The 21,899-nt window shown below is 43.3% G+C and carries 13 protein-coding genes; 9 read left to right on the top strand and 4 right to left on the bottom strand.

All coding sequences use genetic code 11. From position 1 onward, the window contains the following. Positions 1 to 89: 89 nt before the first annotated feature. A complete protein-coding gene (locus ACU01J_RS18105) occupies positions 90 to 923 on the top strand; it encodes a CvfB family protein (protein WP_481086963.1) in 834 nt (277 codons plus the stop codon). Between the two features lie 198 nt (positions 924 to 1,121). Here the strand turns inward: ACU01J_RS18105 and rsmF are convergent, their stop codons facing one another. The 4 genes from rsmF to ACU01J_RS18085 form a co-directional block, all read right to left on the bottom strand. Further along, a complete protein-coding gene (rsmF, locus tag ACU01J_RS18100) occupies positions 1,122 to 2,546 on the bottom strand; it encodes a 16S rRNA (cytosine(1407)-C(5))-methyltransferase RsmF (RefSeq protein WP_481086962.1) in 1,425 nt (474 codons plus the stop codon). A gap of 87 nt (positions 2,547 to 2,633) precedes the next feature. Further along, entirely contained in the window at positions 2,634 to 5,267 is a 2,634-nt protein-coding gene (locus tag ACU01J_RS18095; protein ID WP_481086961.1) for an MlaD family protein, read from the bottom strand. Beyond that, positions 5,260 to 6,519: a PqiA/YebS family transporter subunit gene (locus ACU01J_RS18090; RefSeq protein ID WP_481086960.1), complete on the bottom strand. Its 1,260-nt coding sequence runs from the start codon at positions 6,517 to 6,519 to the stop codon at positions 5,260 to 5,262. Before ACU01J_RS18090 ends, ACU01J_RS18095 begins: the two co-directional genes overlap by 8 nt. 33 nt (positions 6,520 to 6,552) lie before the next feature. After that, positions 6,553 to 8,349, bottom strand: coding sequence for an ABC transporter ATP-binding protein (locus ACU01J_RS18085; protein WP_481086959.1), 1,797 nt, complete (start codon positions 8,347 to 8,349; stop codon positions 6,553 to 6,555). 101 nt (positions 8,350 to 8,450) lie between these two features. Here ACU01J_RS18085 and ACU01J_RS18080 point away from each other — a divergent pair, with 101 nt between their 5' ends. The 8 genes from ACU01J_RS18080 (at position 8,451) to pyrD (ending at position 21,754) form a co-directional block, all read left to right on the top strand. Then, the gene (locus ACU01J_RS18080) at positions 8,451 to 8,924 is read left to right on the top strand and encodes a GAF domain-containing protein (RefSeq protein WP_481086958.1); all 474 of its coding nucleotides are present in this window, start codon (positions 8,451 to 8,453) and stop codon (positions 8,922 to 8,924) included. 99 nt (positions 8,925 to 9,023) lie between these two features. After that, the gene (gene proQ / locus ACU01J_RS18075) at positions 9,024 to 9,653 is read left to right on the top strand and encodes an RNA chaperone ProQ (RefSeq protein WP_053440416.1); all 630 of its coding nucleotides are present in this window, start codon (positions 9,024 to 9,026) and stop codon (positions 9,651 to 9,653) included. Positions 9,654 to 9,670: 17 nt separating this feature from the next. After that, positions 9,671 to 11,668: a carboxy terminal-processing peptidase gene (prc, locus tag ACU01J_RS18070; protein WP_481086957.1), complete on the top strand. Its 1,998-nt coding sequence runs from the start codon at positions 9,671 to 9,673 to the stop codon at positions 11,666 to 11,668. Between the two features lie 135 nt (positions 11,669 to 11,803). Beyond that, on the top strand, positions 11,804 to 12,466 hold the full coding sequence (locus ACU01J_RS18065; RefSeq protein WP_481086956.1) for a hypothetical protein: 663 nt from the start codon (positions 11,804 to 11,806) through the stop codon (positions 12,464 to 12,466). 241 nt (positions 12,467 to 12,707) lie between these two features. Then, positions 12,708 to 15,314, top strand: coding sequence for an aminopeptidase N (gene pepN, locus ACU01J_RS18060; RefSeq protein WP_481086955.1), 2,607 nt, complete (start codon positions 12,708 to 12,710; stop codon positions 15,312 to 15,314). Positions 15,315 to 15,407: 93 nt separating this feature from the next. Then, complete coding sequence (locus ACU01J_RS18055) at positions 15,408 to 15,626, top strand: DUF2835 domain-containing protein (protein ID WP_134836696.1); 219 nt, start codon at positions 15,408 to 15,410, stop codon at positions 15,624 to 15,626. A 188-nt stretch (positions 15,627 to 15,814) separates the two neighbouring features. After that, on the top strand, positions 15,815 to 20,656 hold the full coding sequence (locus tag ACU01J_RS18050) for an NAD-glutamate dehydrogenase (RefSeq protein ID WP_481086954.1): 4,842 nt from the start codon (positions 15,815 to 15,817) through the stop codon (positions 20,654 to 20,656). Between the two features lie 87 nt (positions 20,657 to 20,743). Then, positions 20,744 to 21,754: a quinone-dependent dihydroorotate dehydrogenase gene (gene pyrD, locus ACU01J_RS18045; RefSeq protein WP_481086953.1), complete on the top strand. Its 1,011-nt coding sequence runs from the start codon at positions 20,744 to 20,746 to the stop codon at positions 21,752 to 21,754. Positions 21,755 to 21,899: the final 145 nt, after the last annotated feature.

Raw genomic sequence — 21,899 nt, 5'->3', positions numbered from 1 at the left:
TAAAGCTCCTAAAAAAAGTACTAAATATCTGGCGCAAGCATAACAGAGATTCGCTATAATCACCGCAAATTTAACAAGAGACAGTTGAAATGATTAAAGTTGGTCAGATTAACCACTTAGAAGTAGTAAAAACAGCCGATTTTGGCGTATTCCTTGATGCAGAGGATTACGGCACAACCTTATTACCAAAACGTTTTGTTCCTGAAGGTACAGAAGTGGGTGGTTTCGTTGATGCGTTTTTATACTTTGATTCTGACAGTCAGTTAGTCGCCACAACTGAAACTCCAATTGCCCAAGTGGGTGAATGGGGTCTTATGAAGATCGAAGGCGTAAATGCAACTGGCGCATTTGCGGACTGGGGCATTAAAGGTAAAGACCTACTTATCCCATTCAGTGAGCAGCGTGCTCGCTTTTCTGAAGGCCAAAACGTATTAGTCTACGTTTATACAGACAAAGCCTCAGGTCGTATCGTTGGTACGACTAAGTTTAATAAGCTATTAGACAAAACACCGGCAAATTACACGCGTAACCAACAAGTTGACCTGATCATTGCTGAACGCAGCGACTTGGGCTTTAAAGCGATTGTTGAAGGTGAACATTGGGGCATGATCTTTAAGTCAGATGTGTTTGGAAAGCTGTTCATTGGTAAACAACTGAAGGGTTACATCAAGAACATTCGTGAAGATGGCAAAATTGACCTATCGCTACAAAAGGTTGGTGTAGAGAAGATGGACGACTTGAGCCAAAAAGTGATGGATCTACTGGAGAAAAAAGGTGGCTTCCTTCCACTCAATGATAAGTCTTCGCCAGAAGCGATCTTTGCTGCATTTAGAACCAGTAAAGGCACATTCAAAAAGACCATCGGTGGCCTCTACAAGCAAGGTAAGATTGTTATCGATAAAGAAGGTATTCGTTTAGCTTAACATTTATCTCGTCACTTTTAAGCCGCTGAGTTGGGCGGCTTAAAAAAGTGGCCCAAAGCTGATCCTGCTATGGGCCTGGGGAAGGGCTCACATTGAGCCTGAGCTAATTGGCTGATACCTCAAATCAATAATTTAATTCTAGTACAATATCTGGAGTTTGCGCGGATACTGTAGAATTTCATACTAATGTTTTACAATTTAGAATAGGTTTTTATCTCTTACCAGTTCTCTTGGTAACCCATTCTTAATTCGATTACCCACCCATTTTCCTAAGCCAATCACATCGTTATCAAATTTTACGAACACTTCACCTTTACCAGAAAGGTCGGCTGGGCGAACATCACGTCCCATAAACCATTCACGAGCATCCTCAATAGAAAGTGCTACACACATCGACTCTTCGCCAGTCGCAAGGGTCGTGGCGACTTGGTGCTGCCAACGGTAACCTTTCTTGTGAGCTTCTGCGATTTTGATTCCCATACGCGAAAAGCGGAACTCACCAAGCATAGGTTCTAAAGCGTTCGGGAACAGCCAAACATCGTTGTCACGTAGCCAAACAGATGCGTCATCGGGTAATGAAATATCCAGTGTCTGTTTTAGTTGCTTAGCAATATCGCTTTGTATCTTTGCACTTGTTTTTTCAAATGGAAACTTGCCTAAACGCTTTTTAACTTTTGGCGCCTCAACCGAACCTGTTTTACGTATTCTCGCGACAAAGAAACCTTCACAATCGTAGACCTGTGGGAAGATATGGAGGAAGCCTTCTTCTGTTAGTGATTTATCCGCATCAGTAAACAGATCTGCTAGGCTTTCAAATTCAACAAGGTCACCAAAAGTTTCTTTTAGGTGAAGACAAACCTGTTGGTTTTCTTCAATGCTAAGAGTACAAGTCGAATACACCATCACGCCATTTGGCTTTAGTGCATGGAACGCGCTTTCGATAAGATCTTTTTGCGTCTCAGAAATAGAGATAACTGACTCTTTCGTCCAGTTTTTCATTGCATCAGCGTCTTTACGAACAGTGCCTTCGCCAGAGCATGGCGCATCAATCAATACCGCATCAAACTGTTCTGGTAACCAACCACCAAATACGCGGCCATCATAGTTAGATAGGGCTGCATTTCGAACGCCACAACGCTCAATATTGGCATGCAGAACTTTTACGCGACTGGCAGAAAACTCATTGGCTACCAATACACCAACATTCCCCATTTGTGCGGCGATTTGTGTGGTTTTAGAGCCCGGTGCTGCCGCCATGTCGAGCACAGCACTAAACTGGTCATCTTTGTCATTAAACAGTGCCGATACTGGCATCATAGAGCTGGCTTCTTGAATATAGAATAGCCCGGACATGTGCTCGGCTGTATTACCTAATGGCACTTCAGACTCATCAGCTTCAATCCAAAAACCTTCTTCACACCAAGGAACGGGTTCCAATTGCCAACCTTTGCTTTTAGCGCGGGTTAAAAATGCATCAATCGAAATCTTTAACGTGTTAACACGAATACTTTTGCGTAGTGGACGTTGGCAAGCGGCGATAAAGTCTTCCATGTTAAGTTGAGATGGAAGAATCGCTTCAATTTCGCTGAGGAATTCGGCAGGGAGATATACATTCTGGTGCAAGGTTCTGTCTCTACAAGCTTGAAAGGGCGATGATTATAGCCAATTAAAAGAAAAAACGCAGCGATTAGGCTGCGTTTTTCTTTTTGATTATGGTTTCGGAATCGCGGTTCTCCATGCCTTCCAACTTTCATCAGCTTTCGCGTTTAGGTAGAAAGTATGGCCGTCCTTTGCGATAGGCGCTAACTGACTCTGCTCAGGGGTAGAGAAAGCGATCCCACCACGAATGAGGCTATCGAACGTTCCAGCTTTGATGTTTGCTCCGGTTAGGCCGATAGAGACATCAACGCCAGACGCATTCCAAAATACACTGTTTTGTCGAACTAAATAGGCATATTCAGGCTGAATAACAATTTTAGATACGATGCGATCAGCGAACTCGCCAAGAGATACGTGCGTCACTTCACCCACTTCGATGTCTCGATAAAGGACGGGTGTACCTATAGCGATCGAGCCTCTAGATTCACTTTGGAGGGTAAATTGAACGCCTTGGGTCGCTTTCTTAGTCTTGTGCAGGATAAAGGTGCTCTTTGCCTTACCTTGCCCCGGTTGAACGCTGATCGATTGTGACAGCAAGTTTTGGATGTTTTTCACACCGCGTAAGCCGACTTCAGCTTTCGGTAGCCAGAAGTAGGAGCCTTCAGTAGCGATCGCGTCGGTATATTCTGGAAGAATACGCGCCTTCACCTCTACAGTGTGGTGTTTAAAGTTAGGTGCGACGAGTGTCACTTCACCGACTTTGATTCCGTTGTAATTGATCACTGTACCTTTAGATAAGGTATTTTCCCCTTCAAAATTTAACGTGATCACTTGGCCAAACTTACGAGCGGTTTTGAAATCATCATAAAGTAGCCATTTTCCGTTTTGTTTGTTGTCGACTCCAGGGAGTGAGTCAAACGCAATGCCACCTTGGATAAGCGATTTCAGAGGTGCGGCTTTGACGCTCACACCCGCTAAGCTAGCATCGATTTCAACACCAGAGCGGTTCCAAAATACGGTTTGGTTGGTCACCAGGTGTTTGTATTGATTCTCGATACTTGCCGTGATGATGACGCCACCGTCAACTAAGTAAAAATCAGCAACTGTGCCGACTTGTAAATTACGGTATAGAAGTGGGCTGCCTTTGCTAATCGGTGGTAGCTCGTTGGCAAATAACGTGAGCTGAGTAGAGCCTGACATGTTGTACTTGGCTAACTCAGCTAACGATTTACTTGGATAGAGCTTGTATGTCTCTAGCGGCGTCTCTTTTCCTTCACTGACGAAGCTAATTGAGCCAGTTAATAGTTGCTTTGCTGGCGGAACAGTGATGTTTAAACCGGACTCGGTGAGTTCCGCGCTTGCGCTACCAGTCACAAAGAATCGGTTTTGAGATTTGATTAGCGAAGAGTAGGTACTGTCGATAAGTATATCGAAGTGAACCTTATCTTTGGCTAGGCTGACTTTAGTGACAGAGCCAATGCTGATTCCGCGATAAAGGATGTTAGCACCTTTATCAAGGCCGTAAGAGTTCTCTGCGACGAGTTGTAGTGAAACCAAACGCGCTTGCTGACGATTGAAATCATCTTTTCGCACAGCACTGAAGGCACGGGAGCGGTCACCTTCACCAGGAACGATAGTTAAGAAATTGCCCTTAACGATGTTGGCGATATTCTCAACACCAGATAGTGATACCTTTGCTTCCTCAAGGATAAAGCGGCTTCCAGTTGTCAACATATCGCTGAATGCCGGTTGAATAGCGGCCGAGGCAACGATTTCTTCACGGCCTTCGCTTAATTGCAGGTCGGTGATTTGGCCAACTTCTATGCCCCTGTACATAATCGGTGCACCTGAAGCGCTGATATTGTTGCCATCGGGTAAGGCGATTTGAATCGCAATACCGCGACCGGCCGTCTTAATGTCTTTGTAAAGCTTAAATTGAGTATTATCAGCGACAGGTTCACCGCCATCCGGTGAATCAACCGCAATGGAGCCGCCAATAAGTGCGCTCAAGCTTTCTAAACGTACGTCTATACCTTCAAAGCCAATGTTTGCACCAATACCGCTTACATTCCAGAAACGACTGTCATCAGTGATGATGTGGCGATATTCGTCTTGGATTGAAGCTTGGATAATGACGTTTTTGGACTCGGAATCAAGTTGGTAACTGTAAACCTCACCAATAGGTATTTTGCGGTAAACGATTTTAGAGCCAACAGAGATACCGCCAAGATCGCGGGATTTGAGCGAAATATTGAGGCCAGCTTCAGCCAGTAGATCTGATGGCGCTCGTTCCAAAGCTGTAAATTCTGTCTCTGGTTCAGAAGGGTTGTTACCCGGTGAAATTGCGATGTAGTTACCAGATACAAGTGCGTCTAGGCCAGATACACCGGAAAGACTCGCGGTCGGTTTAACCATCCAAAAGCGTGTCTCTTTAGTTAAGAGCTTGGTTGCTTCTGGGTAAATATCCGCATCAACATAAATACTTTGAAGATCTTCTGCCAAGCTGATGTCTTTGACCATACCTACTTCGAGGCCTTGGTATCGGATGGTCGTTCGCCCGGCGATTAAGCCCTGAGCATCAGAGAAATTGATCTGCACTCGCTGCCCGGCATCTTGAACCGCTTTAAATACCAACCAACCTGCCAGCACCATCGTGATTATAGGTAACAGCCAGAGTGGCGATATCCCTTTATTATGCTTTATATGCGGTGAATACGAGTTTTGAGTGGGAGAAGAATTACTCATTTATAGACTCTTTCTGTTTAACTTCATCAGGGTAGTTATCCCAAATTAATCTTGGATCCATACTTTCTGCGGCTAGCATGGTTAAAACAACCACCAAGCCAAATGCCACGGCACCGTAGCCGGGCGTGAAATCGAGAATCTGACCACGATCGACTAAGGTCATCATGATCGAAATAACAAACAGGTCCATCATCGACCAACGTCCAATCCACTTAATCACAAAATATATAAACATTCTGTGTTTGTGATAGATCTTTCTTTTGAATTGTATTGCCAGTAACAAATATGAGAGGCCAATAATCTTGGCGACAGGCACAACAATACTGGCTACAAATATGATCACAGCAATGCCAGTCATACCGCTATTCACAAGTGATGCGACGCCAGAAAAAATAGTATCTTCTAAACGTTTACCATTAGTCAGCAGTATCGATATCGGAATCAGGTTGGCAGGGAAGATTGCGATACTCGCCGCAATTATATAGGCCCACGTTTTCTGAATTGAATAGGGCTTACGGTGGTGAATAGGGTTATGGCAACGTACACAGAACTCACCTTCAGGCTGCGAGAGATGACATTTGTGACAGTGTAGCGTTTTCTCTGGTAGGTGGTAGTTATCTTCTGGTTGGAATGCTTCCCAGTAGCGACGAACACTAACGCGAGTTATTAATAAAATTGTAGCGACTTGCAGCAGAATTAAACCGATGAGGCCTGGCCCCACATAGATATCAGAATAGTCTTGGAGCTTGAAGCAGGAAATAGCAATGCTGACAAGAAATACGTCGATCATCACCCAAGATTTTAAGTGCTGAATAATTGAAAGCGAATGTTTCAGCAACTTAAATGCGCGATACCTAAGTGCGATATGTGCGGTGACAACTGAGCTACAGACCAGTAACGGCGCAATAGAGCTACAAAATATAATTAAAATAGAGAGTAGAACAAACCCTTCATTAAACAGACTCATGACACCTGAAGGCAATGTTGCGGGGATCATCATCCCAAATAGTCGAATACTAATAAAATCAAAAAGGTGAGAAGGTATAAACAGAAGAAGACACGCTACGGCAATAGCAAGGTTTCCAGATAGAGAAGGGGTCCCTCCTCTATATAGATGCGTATTACAACGTGGACAGTGTGCGCTTTTACCTCTTTCAACCTCGACAAGATCGACAGGCAGCTCACAGCCGTGACATAACCTTACTGAGGTGAGTTTGCTAGAGTGCGCATGAAGCTTAGAAGAGGAGCTCATCGCTTCTCTCCTAATAGGTTTAGATTGTTTGGGCTAAGCGTGCGTTTGCACGTTCCCATATAAGGTTTGATATAAGCCTTGTTGTTCAACCAACTCTCCATGCGTACCCACTTGCGCGACTTGACCATCTTCAAGTACATAAATTAAGTCTGCTTGTTTAACGGCAGATAATCGATGCGCGACGATCATGGTTGTACGACCTTTTAAAAATTCAGTTAGTGCTTTGTGCAGCGCGGCTTCAGTCGCAGTATCAAGCGCTGATGTCGCTTCATCTAGAATGACAAATTTTGGGTTGCTCAAAACCATGCGAGCAATAGCCAAACGTTGTCTTTGTCCACCCGATAAACGGATACCGCTACGGCCGATTTGTGTTTCTAGCCCATCGCTCAACTGATTAATAACATCTTGCATTTGGGCTATCTCAAGAGCGCGCCAGAGCTGCAAGTCATCAAATTCTGAACCTAAGGTCAGATTATGCCTTAAAGTGTCATTAAAAAGTATAGGCTGTTGTAATACAACGGCTATTTGTCCTCTAATTATGTCAAAACTAATTTCGTCAGTGGTGTGACCATTAAATCTAATCGATCCCGAGTCTTGTTGATAGACGCCGATGAGCAGCTGAATGAGTGTCGATTTACCTCCGCCACTGGCACCAACTAGGGCGACTTTCTTGCCTGCGGGAATCGTCAAGCTTAGGTCAGATAAGACTTTTGCTTCTTCATTATATGAGAAGTTTACGTTTTGAATGTCAATGTCGACTTCACGATCATCAGTAAATGGGTTCACCTGACTCAAAGGTCGGTGTTCTTCTTCAAGATCTAATAGGGCATTGATACGTTTTAGCGCGGCTTTTGCGCTGTACCAAGAGAATTGAATACCTAATAGCTCTTGTACTGGCGAGAGCATAAACCATAGATAACCGAACACCGCGAATATTTGGCCGATGGTTAGGTCGCTAAACAGTACCATAAGCATGGCTACCGCTCTGAATAGCTCAAAGCCTAATAAAAACAGTAAGAAAGAGACGCGTCCAGCGGCCTCTGACTGCCAAGCATATTTGTCGGCATCATGACGTATTTGATCAGCTTGGCGTTTTAGCTCATTAAGGAACTCCCGCTCTCGGTTGGCAGCACGAAGTTGATAGATACCATCCAATGTCTCAACCAAGCGGTTTTGAAAGCGTTCGAACGACTGATTTTCTCTCTTTTTAAGGTGCTTAACTTTGCTACCTAATTTACGAGAGAAATAAATGACGATAGGGTTTACCAATAAAATAAACAGACCAAGGCGCCAGTCGAGCCACAAAAGAACGCCTGCGGTACCGATAACTGTGAGTAGACTGATGAGGAACTTACTTAAGGTTGAGCCAATGAACTGGTCTATGGTCTCTATATCGGTAATTAAGTGAGCATTAATACCACCGCTACCGCGCGTTTCATATTGACGAATACTGATGCGGCCAAGCTTGTCAATCATTTTGCTGCGCATCTGGTAGGTAATGGTTTTTGAAACTAAGGTGAACTGCCGGCTTTGTACAATACTTAATGCTTGGCTGGCGCTGCGCATGATGACGACAAGTAGTAGGGTAAGAAAAATGTAGCCTGTCGGTGTTTGCATTGAAGTAGGCAGAACCATATCCATCACGGCTAGTCCTGTTCCCGGTTGATCCAGAAGTACCTCATCAACCATTAAAGGCATAAGAAGAGGGATCGGCACGCTAATCAAAGTAGCTAGTAGAGCAATAATGTTGGCAAATAATAGCTTTGATTTGTGCTTTTTTACTTGTGTTATCAACCAAGAACGGCTAATAGTGTTGGGATTATCTATCATTATAATGAGAATGCTTACTATTTATGGTTTGCGGCGATTGTACGCAGATTCATGCTAGAAGTCTCTAATTTTCAAATGGAATAGTAGGACGTATAGACCTTATGAAAATAGAACATTTCCACCGCTTAACCAAGCAAGCGGTCGCACTTATTGAATCGGAAACGGATCTAATTGCTAACTTATCGAATATCAGCTCACTACTTAATATGGAGCTTGAAGAGTTAAACTGGGTTGGTTTCTACTTAATGAAGGGTGATGAGTTGGTCTTGGGACCATTCCAAGGAAAACCTGCTTGTGTGCGAATTCCAGTAGGGCGAGGCGTTTGTGGAACCGCAGTGGCTGAAAATTGTGTTCAGCGCGTTTATGATGTGCATGAGTTTGAAGGACACATCGCTTGTGATGCGGAAAGTAACTCTGAGATAGTGATTCCATTTTCAATCAATGGTCAAGTTGCTGGAGTCTTGGATATTGATAGCCCAAAAGTAGGGCGATTCAGCGAAACTGACGAGCAAGGACTGATTTTTTTGATGAACGAAGTAGAAAAGCTGCTTAATTCACACGCTATCAAGGCATAAATTGATTATTGAGTGTGGTTTTTCGCTTGCAGGTCACTATAATACCTCAAATATTTATACTTAATGCTCGCGGACATGCCGCAATAACCAGGAATCCACATGGAAAACACTGAAAAGTTAAAAAACAGCAAAGAAGTTATCGCATATATTGCTGAATGTTTCCCTAAGTGCTTTACTTTAGAAGGTGAAGCTAAGCCACTTAAAATTGGTATTTTTCAAGATCTTGCGGAGCGTCTAACTGATGACCCGAAAGTAAGCAAAACTCAACTTCGTGCAGCGTTAAGACAGTACACTTCATCATGGCGTTACCTTCACGGTGTTAAGCCTGGTGCAGTACGAGTAGATTTAGACGGCAACCCAGCAGGTGAGCTTGATGAAGAACACGTAGAACACGCAAAAACTGCACTAGCTGAAAGCAAAGCTAAAGTGCAAGCTCGTCGTAAAGAACAAGCACAGAAAGCTCGCGAAGAAGGTAAAGCGAAAGCGAAACCAGCGGCGAAGAAGCCTCAAGCTCGTCGTCCGCAACAGAACAAAGTACAAAAGGCCAGCAAGCCAGTAGAGACGCGCGCTCTGACTGCTGACGAAGTAAAAGTCGGTAATCAAGTAAACGTAAATATGGGCAAAGGAAATATGGCTGCGACTATCGTTGAAATCAATAAGGAAGATGTGCGTGTTCAGCTGACTAACGGCCTACAAATGGTTGTAAAAGCGGAGCATTTACGCGCATAAAGGAGACACTCCTACGCATGAAATGCCGTTCAAAATTGTCGCTGATTGCTGCTAGCCTATGGCTAGCAGCTTCTTCAGCCCATGCTCTAGAAGCAAATATTACTCTTGAGGACTTACCCGTCCTTGCTCCTGAAGTTCAGCATGAGACAGCAAGCAAACGTGTCACGTCTCGCTTAACTCGCTCTCACTACAAGCACTTCTCGTTAAACGATCAGTTTTCTCAGGCTATTTTTGAACGCTATATCGAAATGCTTGATTTCAATCGCAATATTTTTACTCAAGCAGATATCGACTCATTTAATGCTTGGTCAACGCAACTTGATGATCAATTGAAGTCTGGTGATAACCAAATCGCTTTTGATGTTTACAATCTTTCGATTAAGCGTCGTTATGAGCGTTTCCAGTATGCGCTAAGCTTGCTCGATAAAGAGATGACTTTTGATAATGATGAAACTATTGAATTAGATCGAAGTGAAGCGGCTTGGCCACAAACTACAGCTGATCTTGATGAGTTATGGCGCAAACGTGTGAAGTACGATGCGCTTAACTTAAAGCTAACGGGCAAAAATTGGGATGAGATCAAAGAGGTTTTAGGCAAGCGTTACAACAATGCCCTTAAGCGTCTGAGCCAAACTCACAATGAAGATGCTTTCCAGCTGTACATGAATGCGTTTGCGCGCGAAGTTGATCCTCACACTAGCTACCTTTCTCCTCGTAGTGCAGACCAATTCCAAACAGAGATGAATCTATCTCTCGAAGGTATTGGTGCGGTTCTACAAATGACTGATGACTACACGGTGATTCGCTCCCTTGTTGCTGGTGGACCTGCATCCAATAGTAAACAGTTAGCGGAAGGCGACCGTATCATTGGTGTCGGTCAAGATGGAGAAAAGATTGTTGATGTAATTGGTTGGCGTTTAGATGATGTTGTTCAATTGATCAAGGGACCGAAAGGAACCAAAGTTAACCTGCAAATCTTGCCTGAAGGTAAGGATGTTAAAGCGGAAGTCATTACCATCGTTCGAGATAAAATTCGTTTAGAAGATCGAGCGGTTAAATCTGAAGTCATTGAAAAAGATGGCAAAAAGATAGGTGTACTAGAAGTGCCAAGCTTCTACGTAGGCTTAGCGAAAGATACAGATAAACTGATCAGCGAACTGAAAGAGAAGGGCGTTGATGGCATCATCGTTGATTTACGTAACAACGGTGGTGGTGCGTTAACCGAAGCTACGGCATTGTCTGGTTTATTCATTACAAGTGGGCCAGTAGTGCAAGTGCGTGATAGTTACGGTCGCGTCAATGTCAACAGTGATACCGATGGGCAGATTAGCTACAAAGGACCTTTAACGGTTTTGATTAATCGATACAGTGCATCTGCATCAGAGATCTTTGCCGCAGCCATGCAAGATTATGGCAGGGCGATTGTCCTTGGTGAAAACTCGTTTGGTAAAGGTACTGTTCAACAGCATCGCTCATTGAATCATATCTATGACCTTTTCGATAAAGAACTTGGTTACGTTCAATACACGATTCAAAAATTCTACCGTATCAATGGCGGTAGTACGCAAAATAAAGGTGTTGTTCCAGATATTGCCTTCCCAACAGCGGTCGACCCTAGTGAAACGGGGGAAAGCGTCGAGGATAATGCGCTACCTTGGGATAGTATAGATAAAGCCAAATATCAGGTGTTACAGCGTAATGAAGGTTTAATTGGCAAGCTGACGGCTAAACACCAAGTTCGTATCGCGAAAGATCTTGAGTTCCGTTTCATAGCAGAAGATATTGAAAAATACAAAGCTGAAAAAGATGATAATACTTTGTCATTAAATGAGAAAACTCGTAAGGCTGAAAGTGATAAAGCGGATAAGAAACGTCTAGATAGAATCAATCAGCGACAAAAAGCGCTTGGTGAAGAAGCCTTTAGCACGTTGGATGATGTGCCTAAGGATTACGAGGCACCAGATGCTTATTTAGATGAATCAGTGGCCATCATGGTCGACATGATTAAATCTTAATTAAATTAGTAAGATAGAAAGCGAGCTACTTAAGCTCGCTTTTTTTATGTTTATATTTTATGTGATTTAGATCGAATTTTTTCGATAATTACTCAGCCTGTGCCTAAGCTTAAAGAAAAGAGTGAGGGGCGAGCGATGAGATTAATTGGATTGATATTACTGATTATGTGCTTTTCAGTATTTGGTAATGAAACTCGTGATAACAGCGATTTAACACAGTTTGATCAACCATTTTTGTTAGGTGATTGGTACCTCGTAAATCCTAACCCCGAAAAGTCCCAAGAAAACTTCTTGGCGATCAAGCTCACTTTGGATTCCAACTATAGTTTTAAAATAGACATTCAGAAAAGGGATTATTCTGTAGACCATTGGGAAGGGTTCTATTCCGCGAGCGATGACACTCTGATTCTTGGCTTAAATACTCCAGAACCACAAATTTATGAGTATTCAGGTAGCCATAACTTACTGAATCTCAATGGAGTCGTATTTACTAAAGCACTCTCGAACTCATTAGCAGGTATGTGGTCAAGCGCCAGAATCGGTGGCGATGATCTATCGGCAAATGATGTCCATCAGCTAGATTTAATTCTACAACCAGATTTCGAATTTATGTTTCGTGTGAGTAATGACGAAGGGGAAGAAGCTATTCACCGCGGTGTTTATTATACTGAAGGTGAGCACTTAGTTTTGCTATATGAAAATGGCGAGCATGAGACCAAATACACGCTAGATAGCGATACATTAACCTTAGAAATGGAACAAGGTGCCATGTATGCGGTATTGAACAGAATTCGCTAATCACTACTTGGCGAATAATGTGAGGTTTGATGACAATATAGACAAATAGTTTGAGTCTTACGTTAACAATAGACAAAAAACGAGGTATTTCTGTAGAGAGCCTCGTTTTTTTCTATTTAGAGTTGTAAGCTAACACGCAACAAATAAAGGCAGTCATTATCTGCTATTCATCATACACAATTTATTATCATCAAGATTCCTTGGTGAGCACTTCAATGAAATTAGTCAGAAGGATTTAGACATGGCTCAGACTCCTCAAGCCAAATATCGCAAAGATTACCAGTCTCCGTCTCATACAATCACTGATATCGATCTTACTTTTGATCTCTATGATAACGAGACGACCGTAATCGCTACGTCAAAAGTAAAACAGCTCAAAGAGAGCACGACACTTCGTCTAGAAGGTGAAGACCTTAAGCTTAAGAGCATTCATGTTAATGGAGAAGTTTGGACTGCGTACGAAGAGTTGGAAGGTGCATTAGAAATTCACCAATTACCTGCAGAATGCGAATTGACCATAGAGACACTCATTGACCCTGAAGCAAATACGGCGCTTGAAGGTTTATATAAGTCGGGTGGCGCTTTCTGTACTCAATGTGAAGCTGAAGGCTTCCGTCGCATCACCTATTACATGGATCGCCCAGATGTACTGGCGAAATACACGACCAAAGTTATCGCAGATAAAGGTCAATACCCATTCCTATTAAGTAACGGTAACCGTATTGATCAAGGTGATTTAGACGGTGGTCGCCACTGGGTTCAATGGCAAGACCCACACCCGAAGCCAGCGTACTTGTTTGCGCTAGTGGCCGGTGACTTTGATGTACTGCGCGATAAGTTTGTGACTCAGTCGGGTCGCAATGTTGAGCTTGAAATCTTTGTTGATAAAGGCAACTTGGATCGCGCGCCACATGCAATGACATCGCTGATTAACTCAATGAAGTGGGATGAAGAGCGTTTCGGCCTAGAGTACGATCTTGATATCTACATGATTGTAGCCGTAGATTTCTTCAATATGGGCGCAATGGAGAATAAAGGTTTAAACATCTTTAACTCTAAGTTTGTATTGGCCAACGAGAAAACGGCAACAGACACGGATTATCTAGGTATTGAGGCGGTAATTGGTCACGAATATTTCCACAACTGGACTGGCAACCGAGTAACGTGCCGCGACTGGTTCCAACTGAGTTTGAAAGAAGGTTTAACGGTATTCCGCGATCAAGAGTTTTCGTCGGATTTAGGTTCACGAGCGGTTAATCGCATTAATAATGTGCGCATCATCCGTGGTCCTCAATTTGCGGAAGATGCTAGCCCAATGTCTCACCCAATTCGACCTGACAAAGTGATCGAAATGAACAACTTCTACACACTTACCGTTTACGAGAAAGGCAGTGAAGTTATTCGTATGATGCATACACTACTGGGTGAAGAGGGTTTCCAAGCGGGTATGAAGCTTTACTTTGAGCGTCACGATGGTACGGCGGCAACCTGTGAAGATTTTGTCGCGGCAATGGAAGACGCGACGGGCGTTGATCTTAAACAGTTCCGTCTATGGTATAGCCAATCGGGTACACCGACAGTCAAAGTAACAAGTGACTATAATGCTGCTGAGCAAACCTACTCATTAACGGTAGAGCAGTTAACAGAGCCAACTCAAGATCAGGCTGATAAGCAAGCGTTACACATCCCGTTTGATATAGAACTATATACTCAAAATGGCAGTGTGATTGAGTTACGTTGTAATAATGAGCCGGTACATAATGTACTGAACGTTACTCAAGCTAAGCAAACTTTCGTTTTTGAAAACGTCGCAGAGAAACCAGTACCGTCATTACTGCGCGAGTTTTCTGCGCCAGTGAAGCTTGAATACGATTATAGCGATGAAGAGCTAATTTTCTTAATGGTTCACGCCCGCAACGAATTTGCTCGTTGGGACGCGGGTCAAATGCTTCTAGCTAAGTACATTCGAGCGAATGTTACTAAGGTACAAGCAGGACAAGAAGTTGAGCTATCTGATGCGGTTGTAGATGCATTCCGTGGTGTTCTACTGTCAAAAGAACTAGAGCCAGCATTTATTGCGGAAGTGCTTTCTTTACCAAGCTTTAATGAGGTGTCTGGTTGGTACAAGCAAGTCGATGTTGATTCGGTTGCTAAAGTGCTAAAAGCTTTGAAAGTGCTCCTTGCTACACAACTGAGTGACGAGTTAAGTGCGATTTACCATAGCTCTAAGCAGGCGGTGTACTCGATCGACCATGCGGCGATCGGTCAACGTGCGCTACGTAATACAGCACTTAGTTTCTTAGCTTACACCGAGCAAGGCAATGAGCTAGCACAGATGCAATACGCAGACGCAAACAACATGACAGATACAATCGCAGCAATGAGTGCCGCGAACAGTGCGCAATTAGAGTGCCGTGAATCGTTAATGCAAGATTACAGTGACAAGTGGAAACACGATGGTTTGGTGATGGATAAGTGGTTTGCGTTGCAAGGTACTAACCCTGCTGAGAATGTACTTGATGTGATAAAACAGACGATGGGCCATGAAGCCTTTAGCTTGAAAAACCCGAACCGAACGCGCAGCTTAGTTGGTTCGTTCTTAAACATGAACCCAGTACGTTTCCATGCCAAGAGTGGTGAAGGTTATAAGTTCGCTGGAGAAATCCTACGTGAACTAAACAGCAGTAACCCTCAAGTTGCGTCTCGTTTGATTGATCCTTTGTTAAAATTCCGCAAGTATGATGAACACCGCCAAGCTTTGATTAAAACAGAGCTAGAAGCATTGAAATCTATGGATAACCTCGCCAAAGATCTGTTCGAAAAAGTGACTAAGGCGCTTGAGTCTTAACCACATAGATAAAACAGTAGCACTTTTGAGTGCTACTGTTTGTTTGTACAGTGTTTTGTAGCACTGATAAAAACGTTACTTTTTAACCAATTTATGAACCACTATTACTTCACCTTAAACATCTCATATCAAACTTTCTTAGCTCACTATAATGGTGCTGCTAGTAACGTGTTAGTCGTTACGGACAAGGGCTTGCGCTTACAATTACCTGCATCTCGTTTCCGGCCATTTCTTAGTCAAATAGGGCTGAAAGGGCGGTTTAGATTAACAACTGACCAAAATAACAAGTTTATGAAGTTAGAACTTCTGTGAGCAACTGATTTTATAGAAGTTTAAATAGAACCTCAGTCACATTCTCGAACATTTCACCTCCTACTACCTCCAAAACAATTAACCATTTATCAATAAAGCTTTTACAATAAAGCGGCATTACCCGTGTTAAGCACTATGCTTACAAAAACCCTCAAAAATACATACAATTCTAATTGTGGAGTGTGATTATGACCGCGCGTGAAACATTGATGCCGGTTCTGCTTGAAAAAGTATATAAACTTATTCAAGACAAACTCGAGCTTGCTCATCAACCTTTAGTCACCCAACTTGCTCAACACCTGTTTAGCAACATCTCTCAAGACGATCTAGTCGAACGCAACGAATCTGATTTATATGGCGCTGTTGTCTCACTTTGGCATCATATTAACGAGAAAAAAGCCGACGATATTTCTGTTCGAGTTTTTAATCCAACCGTTAGCCGTCAAGGATGGCAGTCAACACACACGATCGTAGAAATCGTGGTGCCTGATGGTCCGTTTTTGGTTGACTCGGTTAAGATGGCACTTAGCCGTTTGGATCTTTCATCACACTTAATGCTACATGGACCTACACAGGTAGCGCGTACTGGTAAAGGTGAAATTACTGCTATTAATGAAGGTGAGGGCGTTCTTCAATCTCTATTCCACATTGAGGTTGACCGTCTAAGTCAAAAAGAAGAAATGGCTTCTTTGAAAGCAGAACTTCTAAGCATTTTGAACGACACGGGATTAGTTGTTCAAGACTGGTTACTGATGGTTGAAAAACTAGAGCAGGTAACGGCTCAGGTCGAGTCTCAGCAAGGAAAGGTAGAGATCCAACGCGATCGTTATGATGAGTCACTTCAATTCCTTCGCTGGTTAGGTAACCACAACTTCACATTCATGGGTTACAAGGAATACGATCTTGTTTCTGTTGATGGTGATACAGAGTTACGCCCAACAGAAGACAAAGGTTTAGGTCTGTTCGCGAATAGTGAACGTGTCCGAACCGTGAAACTTTCAGATTTTCCAGATTCAGCACGATTAGAAGTTAAAAAACCATTTCTTCTGATTGTCACCAAGGGTAACCGCGCATCTCGTATTCACCGCCCGGCGTACACTGACTATATCGGCATTAAGAAATTCGATAAGAATGGCAAGGTAATCGGTGAGCACCGATTCACTGGCTTATACACGTCAGCGGTCTACAACCAAAGCGTAGCGGGTATCCCACTTATCAGAGAGAAAGTTGAGCGTATTCTTGAAGCAAGTGGTTACCGCGAAGGTTCATACTCTTATAAGGCACTGCATAATATTCTAGAAAACTACCCACGCGACGAACTACTTCAAGCCAAAGAAGAAGAGTTATTAGAAGTCGGTATGGGTGTTGTTCAGATGCAAGACCGTGACATGCTTCGCCTGTTTGTACGTAAAGACCCATTTGGTCGTTTCTTCAGTTGTATGGTGTATGTGACTAAAGATCGTTACAACACAGAGTTGCGTCGTCAAACTCAACGCATTCTTCAACAATACTTTGGCTGTGAGCAGGAAGTTGAATTTACCACTTACTTTTCGGAAAGCCCACTAGCGCGTACTCATTACATCGTTCGTGTTGATAACAACAACATGGATGTCAACGTTAAAACGATTGAGCAAAACTTAATGGAAGCATCTTCTACATGGGATGATCGTTTATCTGAAGCGATCGTGGCAAACTTTGGTGAGAGTAAAGGTCTTCCTTTATCAAAAGACTACCTACGCGCATTCCCACGTTCATACAAAGAAGATGTAATGCCAGGTTCTGCCGTGGCAGATATTGAACGCCTTGAAAGTTTAAGTGATGACAACAAGCTTGGCATGCTGTTCTACCGCCCACAAGAACTGGGTTCTGAATCTAAAGCAGTAAAACTTAAGCTTTACCACCGCGATGAGCCAATTCACTTATCTGACGTAATGCCAATGCTAGAAAACCTTGGTCTACGTGTTATTGGTGAGTCACCTTATGAAGTGCGCAAGTCAAATGGCCAGGTCTACTGGATTCTAGATTTCTCAATGCTGCATAAGAGCGATAAAACGGTCGATCTTCGTGAAGCGAGAGATCGTTTCCAACAAGCGTTTGCTGCTATCTGGGCAGGTGAACTTGAAAGCGATGGCTTTAACCGCTTAGTTCTTGGCGCATCACTTACTGGACGTGAAATTTCAATACTGCGTGCTTACGCGCGTTACATGCGTCAAGTTGGCTTTCCATTCAGCCAACATTACATTGAAGAGACGCTAAGCCATTACCCAGAGCTTGCTAAAGGTTTGGTAGAGCTATTTACTAAACGTTTTGAGCCGAAATTTAAAGGTAGTCAGAAAGGTCAAAATGATCTGATAGCGAAAATTACCGAGCAACTCGATCATGTAGAAAGTCTCGATGATGATCGTATCATCCGCCGTTACATGGAGATGATCACCGCAACGCTTCGTACTAACTACTACCAGTTGGATGACAACAAGCAAGCAAAACCTTGGCTATCGCTGAAAATGAAGCCAAGTGATATTCCTGAAATCCCTCAGCCAGTGCCGGCATTCGAAATTTTCGTTTACGCACCGGACATAGAGGGTGTTCACCTGCGTGGTGGTAAAGTTGCACGTGGTGGCTTGCGTTGGTCAGATCGTCAAGAAGATTTCCGTACAGAGATCCTTGGTCTGGTGAAAGCACAGCAAGTTAAGAACACTGTAATTGTACCGGTGGGTGCGAAAGGTGGCTTTGTTTGTAAACGTCAACCGACGTTGAGTGGCCGTGATGAAATCTTTGCTGAAGGTCAACGCTGCTACAAACGTTTCATTCGTGCGCTTCTAGATGTATCAGATAACATTATTGATGGTGAAGTTGCGCATCCTAAGAGTGTGGTTCGCCATGATGAAGATGATCCATATTTGGTTGTAGCAGCAGACAAAGGTACAGCGACATTCTCTGACCTTGCTAACTCAGTGTCTGAAGAATATAACTTCTGGCTGGGTGATGCGTTTGCATCAGGTGGTTCGAATGGTTACGACCACAAAGCGATGGGGATCACTGCTAAAGGTGGTTGGGAGTCTGTTAAACGTCACTTCCGTGAAATGGGAATCAACTGTCAAACAACCGACTTCACCGCGATTGGTGTGGGTGATATGGCAGGGGACGTGTTTGGTAACGGTATGCTGCTATCTAAGCATATTCGTCTACAAGCTGCGTTCAACCATATGCACATCTTTATTGACCCGAATCCAGAATCGGCAAGTAGTTGGGAAGAACGTAATCGTCTATTTAACTTACCGCGCTCAAGCTGGGAAGATTACAATACTGACCTAATCTCGCAAGGTGGTGGTATCTTCTCACGCCGTGCGAAGTCTATTTCACTTACACCAGAAATTCAGAAGATGCTGGGTACTAAAAAGGCATCAATGGCACCGAATGATCTGATTAAAATGATCTTATCTATGGAAGTCGATCTTCTATGGAATGGTGGTATCGGTACCTATGTGAAAGCATCTACAGAGACTCATACTGATGTTGGTGACCGTGCCAATGATGTGCTTCGTATTGATGGCTGTGACCTAAAAGCCAAAGTGGTTGGTGAAGGTGGCAACTTAGGTATGACACAGCTTGGTCGTATCGAGTACGCGCTTGCTGGTGGCCGTGTTAATACTGACTTCGTTGATAACGTTGGTGGTGTAGATTGTTCAGATAACGAAGTGAACATTAAGATCTTCCTTAATGGCTTAGTGACTAACGGCGATCTTACGGTTAAGCAACGTAATAAGATCCTTGAGTCAATGGAAGATGAAGTTGGTGAAATCGTTCTTGATGATGCGTATTGCCAATCTGAGTCTATTTCAGTAACTGAACGTCAGGGTATCTCTCTAGTTAAAGAGCAAATTCGCTTTATCCACACGATGGAAAAAGCAGGCCATTTGGATCGTGCACTAGAGTACATCCCAGATGATGAAACGCTTCTAGAGCGTGAAAAGCAGGGCATGGCGTTATCTCGTCCTGAACTTTCAGTCCTTGTGGCTTACGGCAAAATGGTTCTTAAGGAAGAACTAGTTCACGAAGATATCGCTAAAGACGCATTTCATGCTCAGCAATTAGTGAACTACTTCCCAACTGAGTTACGCCGTAACTACTCTGACCAAATGGACAACCATCCACTGCGTGCTGAGATTATAGCGACGGCGCTTGCTAACCAAATGGTTAATGAAATGGGGTGTAACTTCGTTACTCGCCTGCAAGAAGAAACAGGCGCTAACGTTGTTGATATCGCCAATGCATATGCGGCGACACGCGAAATCTTTGGCCTAGGCAAAGTGCTTGATGAAATTCGAGCGCAAGATAACGAAGCTTCGACCGATGCTCAGTACGATATGATTTTCTATGTCCGTCGAACGCTACGTCGTTTGTCTCGTTGGTTATTGCGTAATCGCACTGGTCGCCAGTCAGTGAATGAACTGATTGATCTGTATCAAGGTGATGTTGATACCATCAAAACACACCTTGATGATATGCTTGTTCCTTCTGAAGTTGAAGAGCATAAGGAAATGGCGCAGGCGTGGATTGAGCAGGGCATTAATGGTGAAGTGGCTAATTATGTTGCTCGTTTGTCTAGCTTGTACTCAGTACTGGATATTTCCACAGTGTCTCGTGAAAAAGGTAAAACTGTTGAACAAACAGCCAAACTTTACTACAACCTAGGTGACCGACTATCACTTCACTGGTTCTTGAAGCAAATCAATGGCCAAGCAGTCGATAACAACTGGCAAGCACTGGCGAGAGCGGCATTCCGTGAAGATCTTGATTGGCAACAACGCCAATTAACAGGTCAGGTACTGAGTTGCGGCTGTTCACCAGAAGAGCTTGATGTCATGAAAGCATTAGATGATTGGATTGAGACCAACGAAGTATCTCTACATCGTTGGGAAAATATCCTTAATGAATTCAAAGTCGGCTCTGTTCATGAATTTGCAAAATTCTCGGTTGCTTTACGTGAACTGATGCTTCTAAACCTTAATTGTTCAGCGAATGAGTAAACGATTGCGATAATTCATTGAATAATTCGGCAAAACAGTAAATAATACAGCCCCGTTTACACGGGGCTTTTTTCTATCGGAGGCACAATGCTTTACCGTCTAGCCAGAACTGGCTTTTTCCAACTTGATGCCGAAAAGGCACATGATCTTGCAATTCAAAACTTCAAACGTTTGACCGGCACGCCACTTGATCTTTTTTATCGTCAACAGCTTCCTCATCGCCCAGTAGAATGCATGGGGCTGACATTCCGTAACCCTGTTGGTCTGGCTGCTGGCCTAGATAAAAATGGTGAATGTATCGAAGCATTCGACGCGATGGGTTTTGGCTTTGTTGAGGTAGGTACAGTGACACCTCGTCCTCAATCGGGCAATGACAAACCACGCCTTTTCCGTTTGGTTGAAGCAGAAGGTATCATTAACCGCATGGGCTTTAATAACCTAGGCGTTGACAACCTGATTGATAATGTTAAGAAAGCAAAGTTCGACTGTGTTCTTGGCATTAACATTGGTAAGAACAAAGATACTCCGATCGAGAAGGGCGCGGAAGATTACCTGATCTGTATGGAGAAGGTTTACGAGCATGCTGGTTATATCGCGGTAAATATCTCTTCTCCAAACACGCCAGGACTTCGTTCACTACAATACGGCGAAGCTTTAGATGATCTCCTTGCTGAACTGAAAGCTAAGCAATCAGAACTTGCTGAGAAATTTGGCAAATACGTACCTCTAGCATTAAAGATCGCGCCGGATCTAAGTGATGATGAAATCTCTCAGATTTGTGAGTCTCTGATCAAAAATAAAATCGATGCTGTTATCGCAACAAACACTACGTTGGATCGTAGCATTGTTGAAGGCATGAAGCATGGAAATGAAGCTGGTGGCTTGAGTGGTCGCCCAGTTCAATCACGTAGTACCGAAGTTGTTCGTCGTTTACACGAAGAGTTAAATGACCAAATCCCAGTTATTGGGGTAGGTGGTATTGACTCTTATGTTGCTGCTAAAGAGAAAATGATGGCTGGTGCGCAACTGGTTCAAGTTTACTCAGGCTTTATTTACCACGGTCCAGCGTTAGTAAGAGATATCGTTAAGAATTTATAGCCTGTATTGTTATATCATCAAAATGATGGTGACAATGTCACTTTGGGTTAGTGACAAAAAAGCTGACGTGAAACGAGAGGAAATGCATAGTCATTTCCTCTTTTTTTTTGCGAGAGAGCGAATAGAATTTCAATATTATTTGGAA

This window comes from Vibrio sp. 2433-A1 (genome assembly GCF_056726085.1).
The sequence above is the reverse complement of the archived record's forward strand: the minus strand, read 5'-3'. Positions and strand labels throughout refer to the sequence as shown.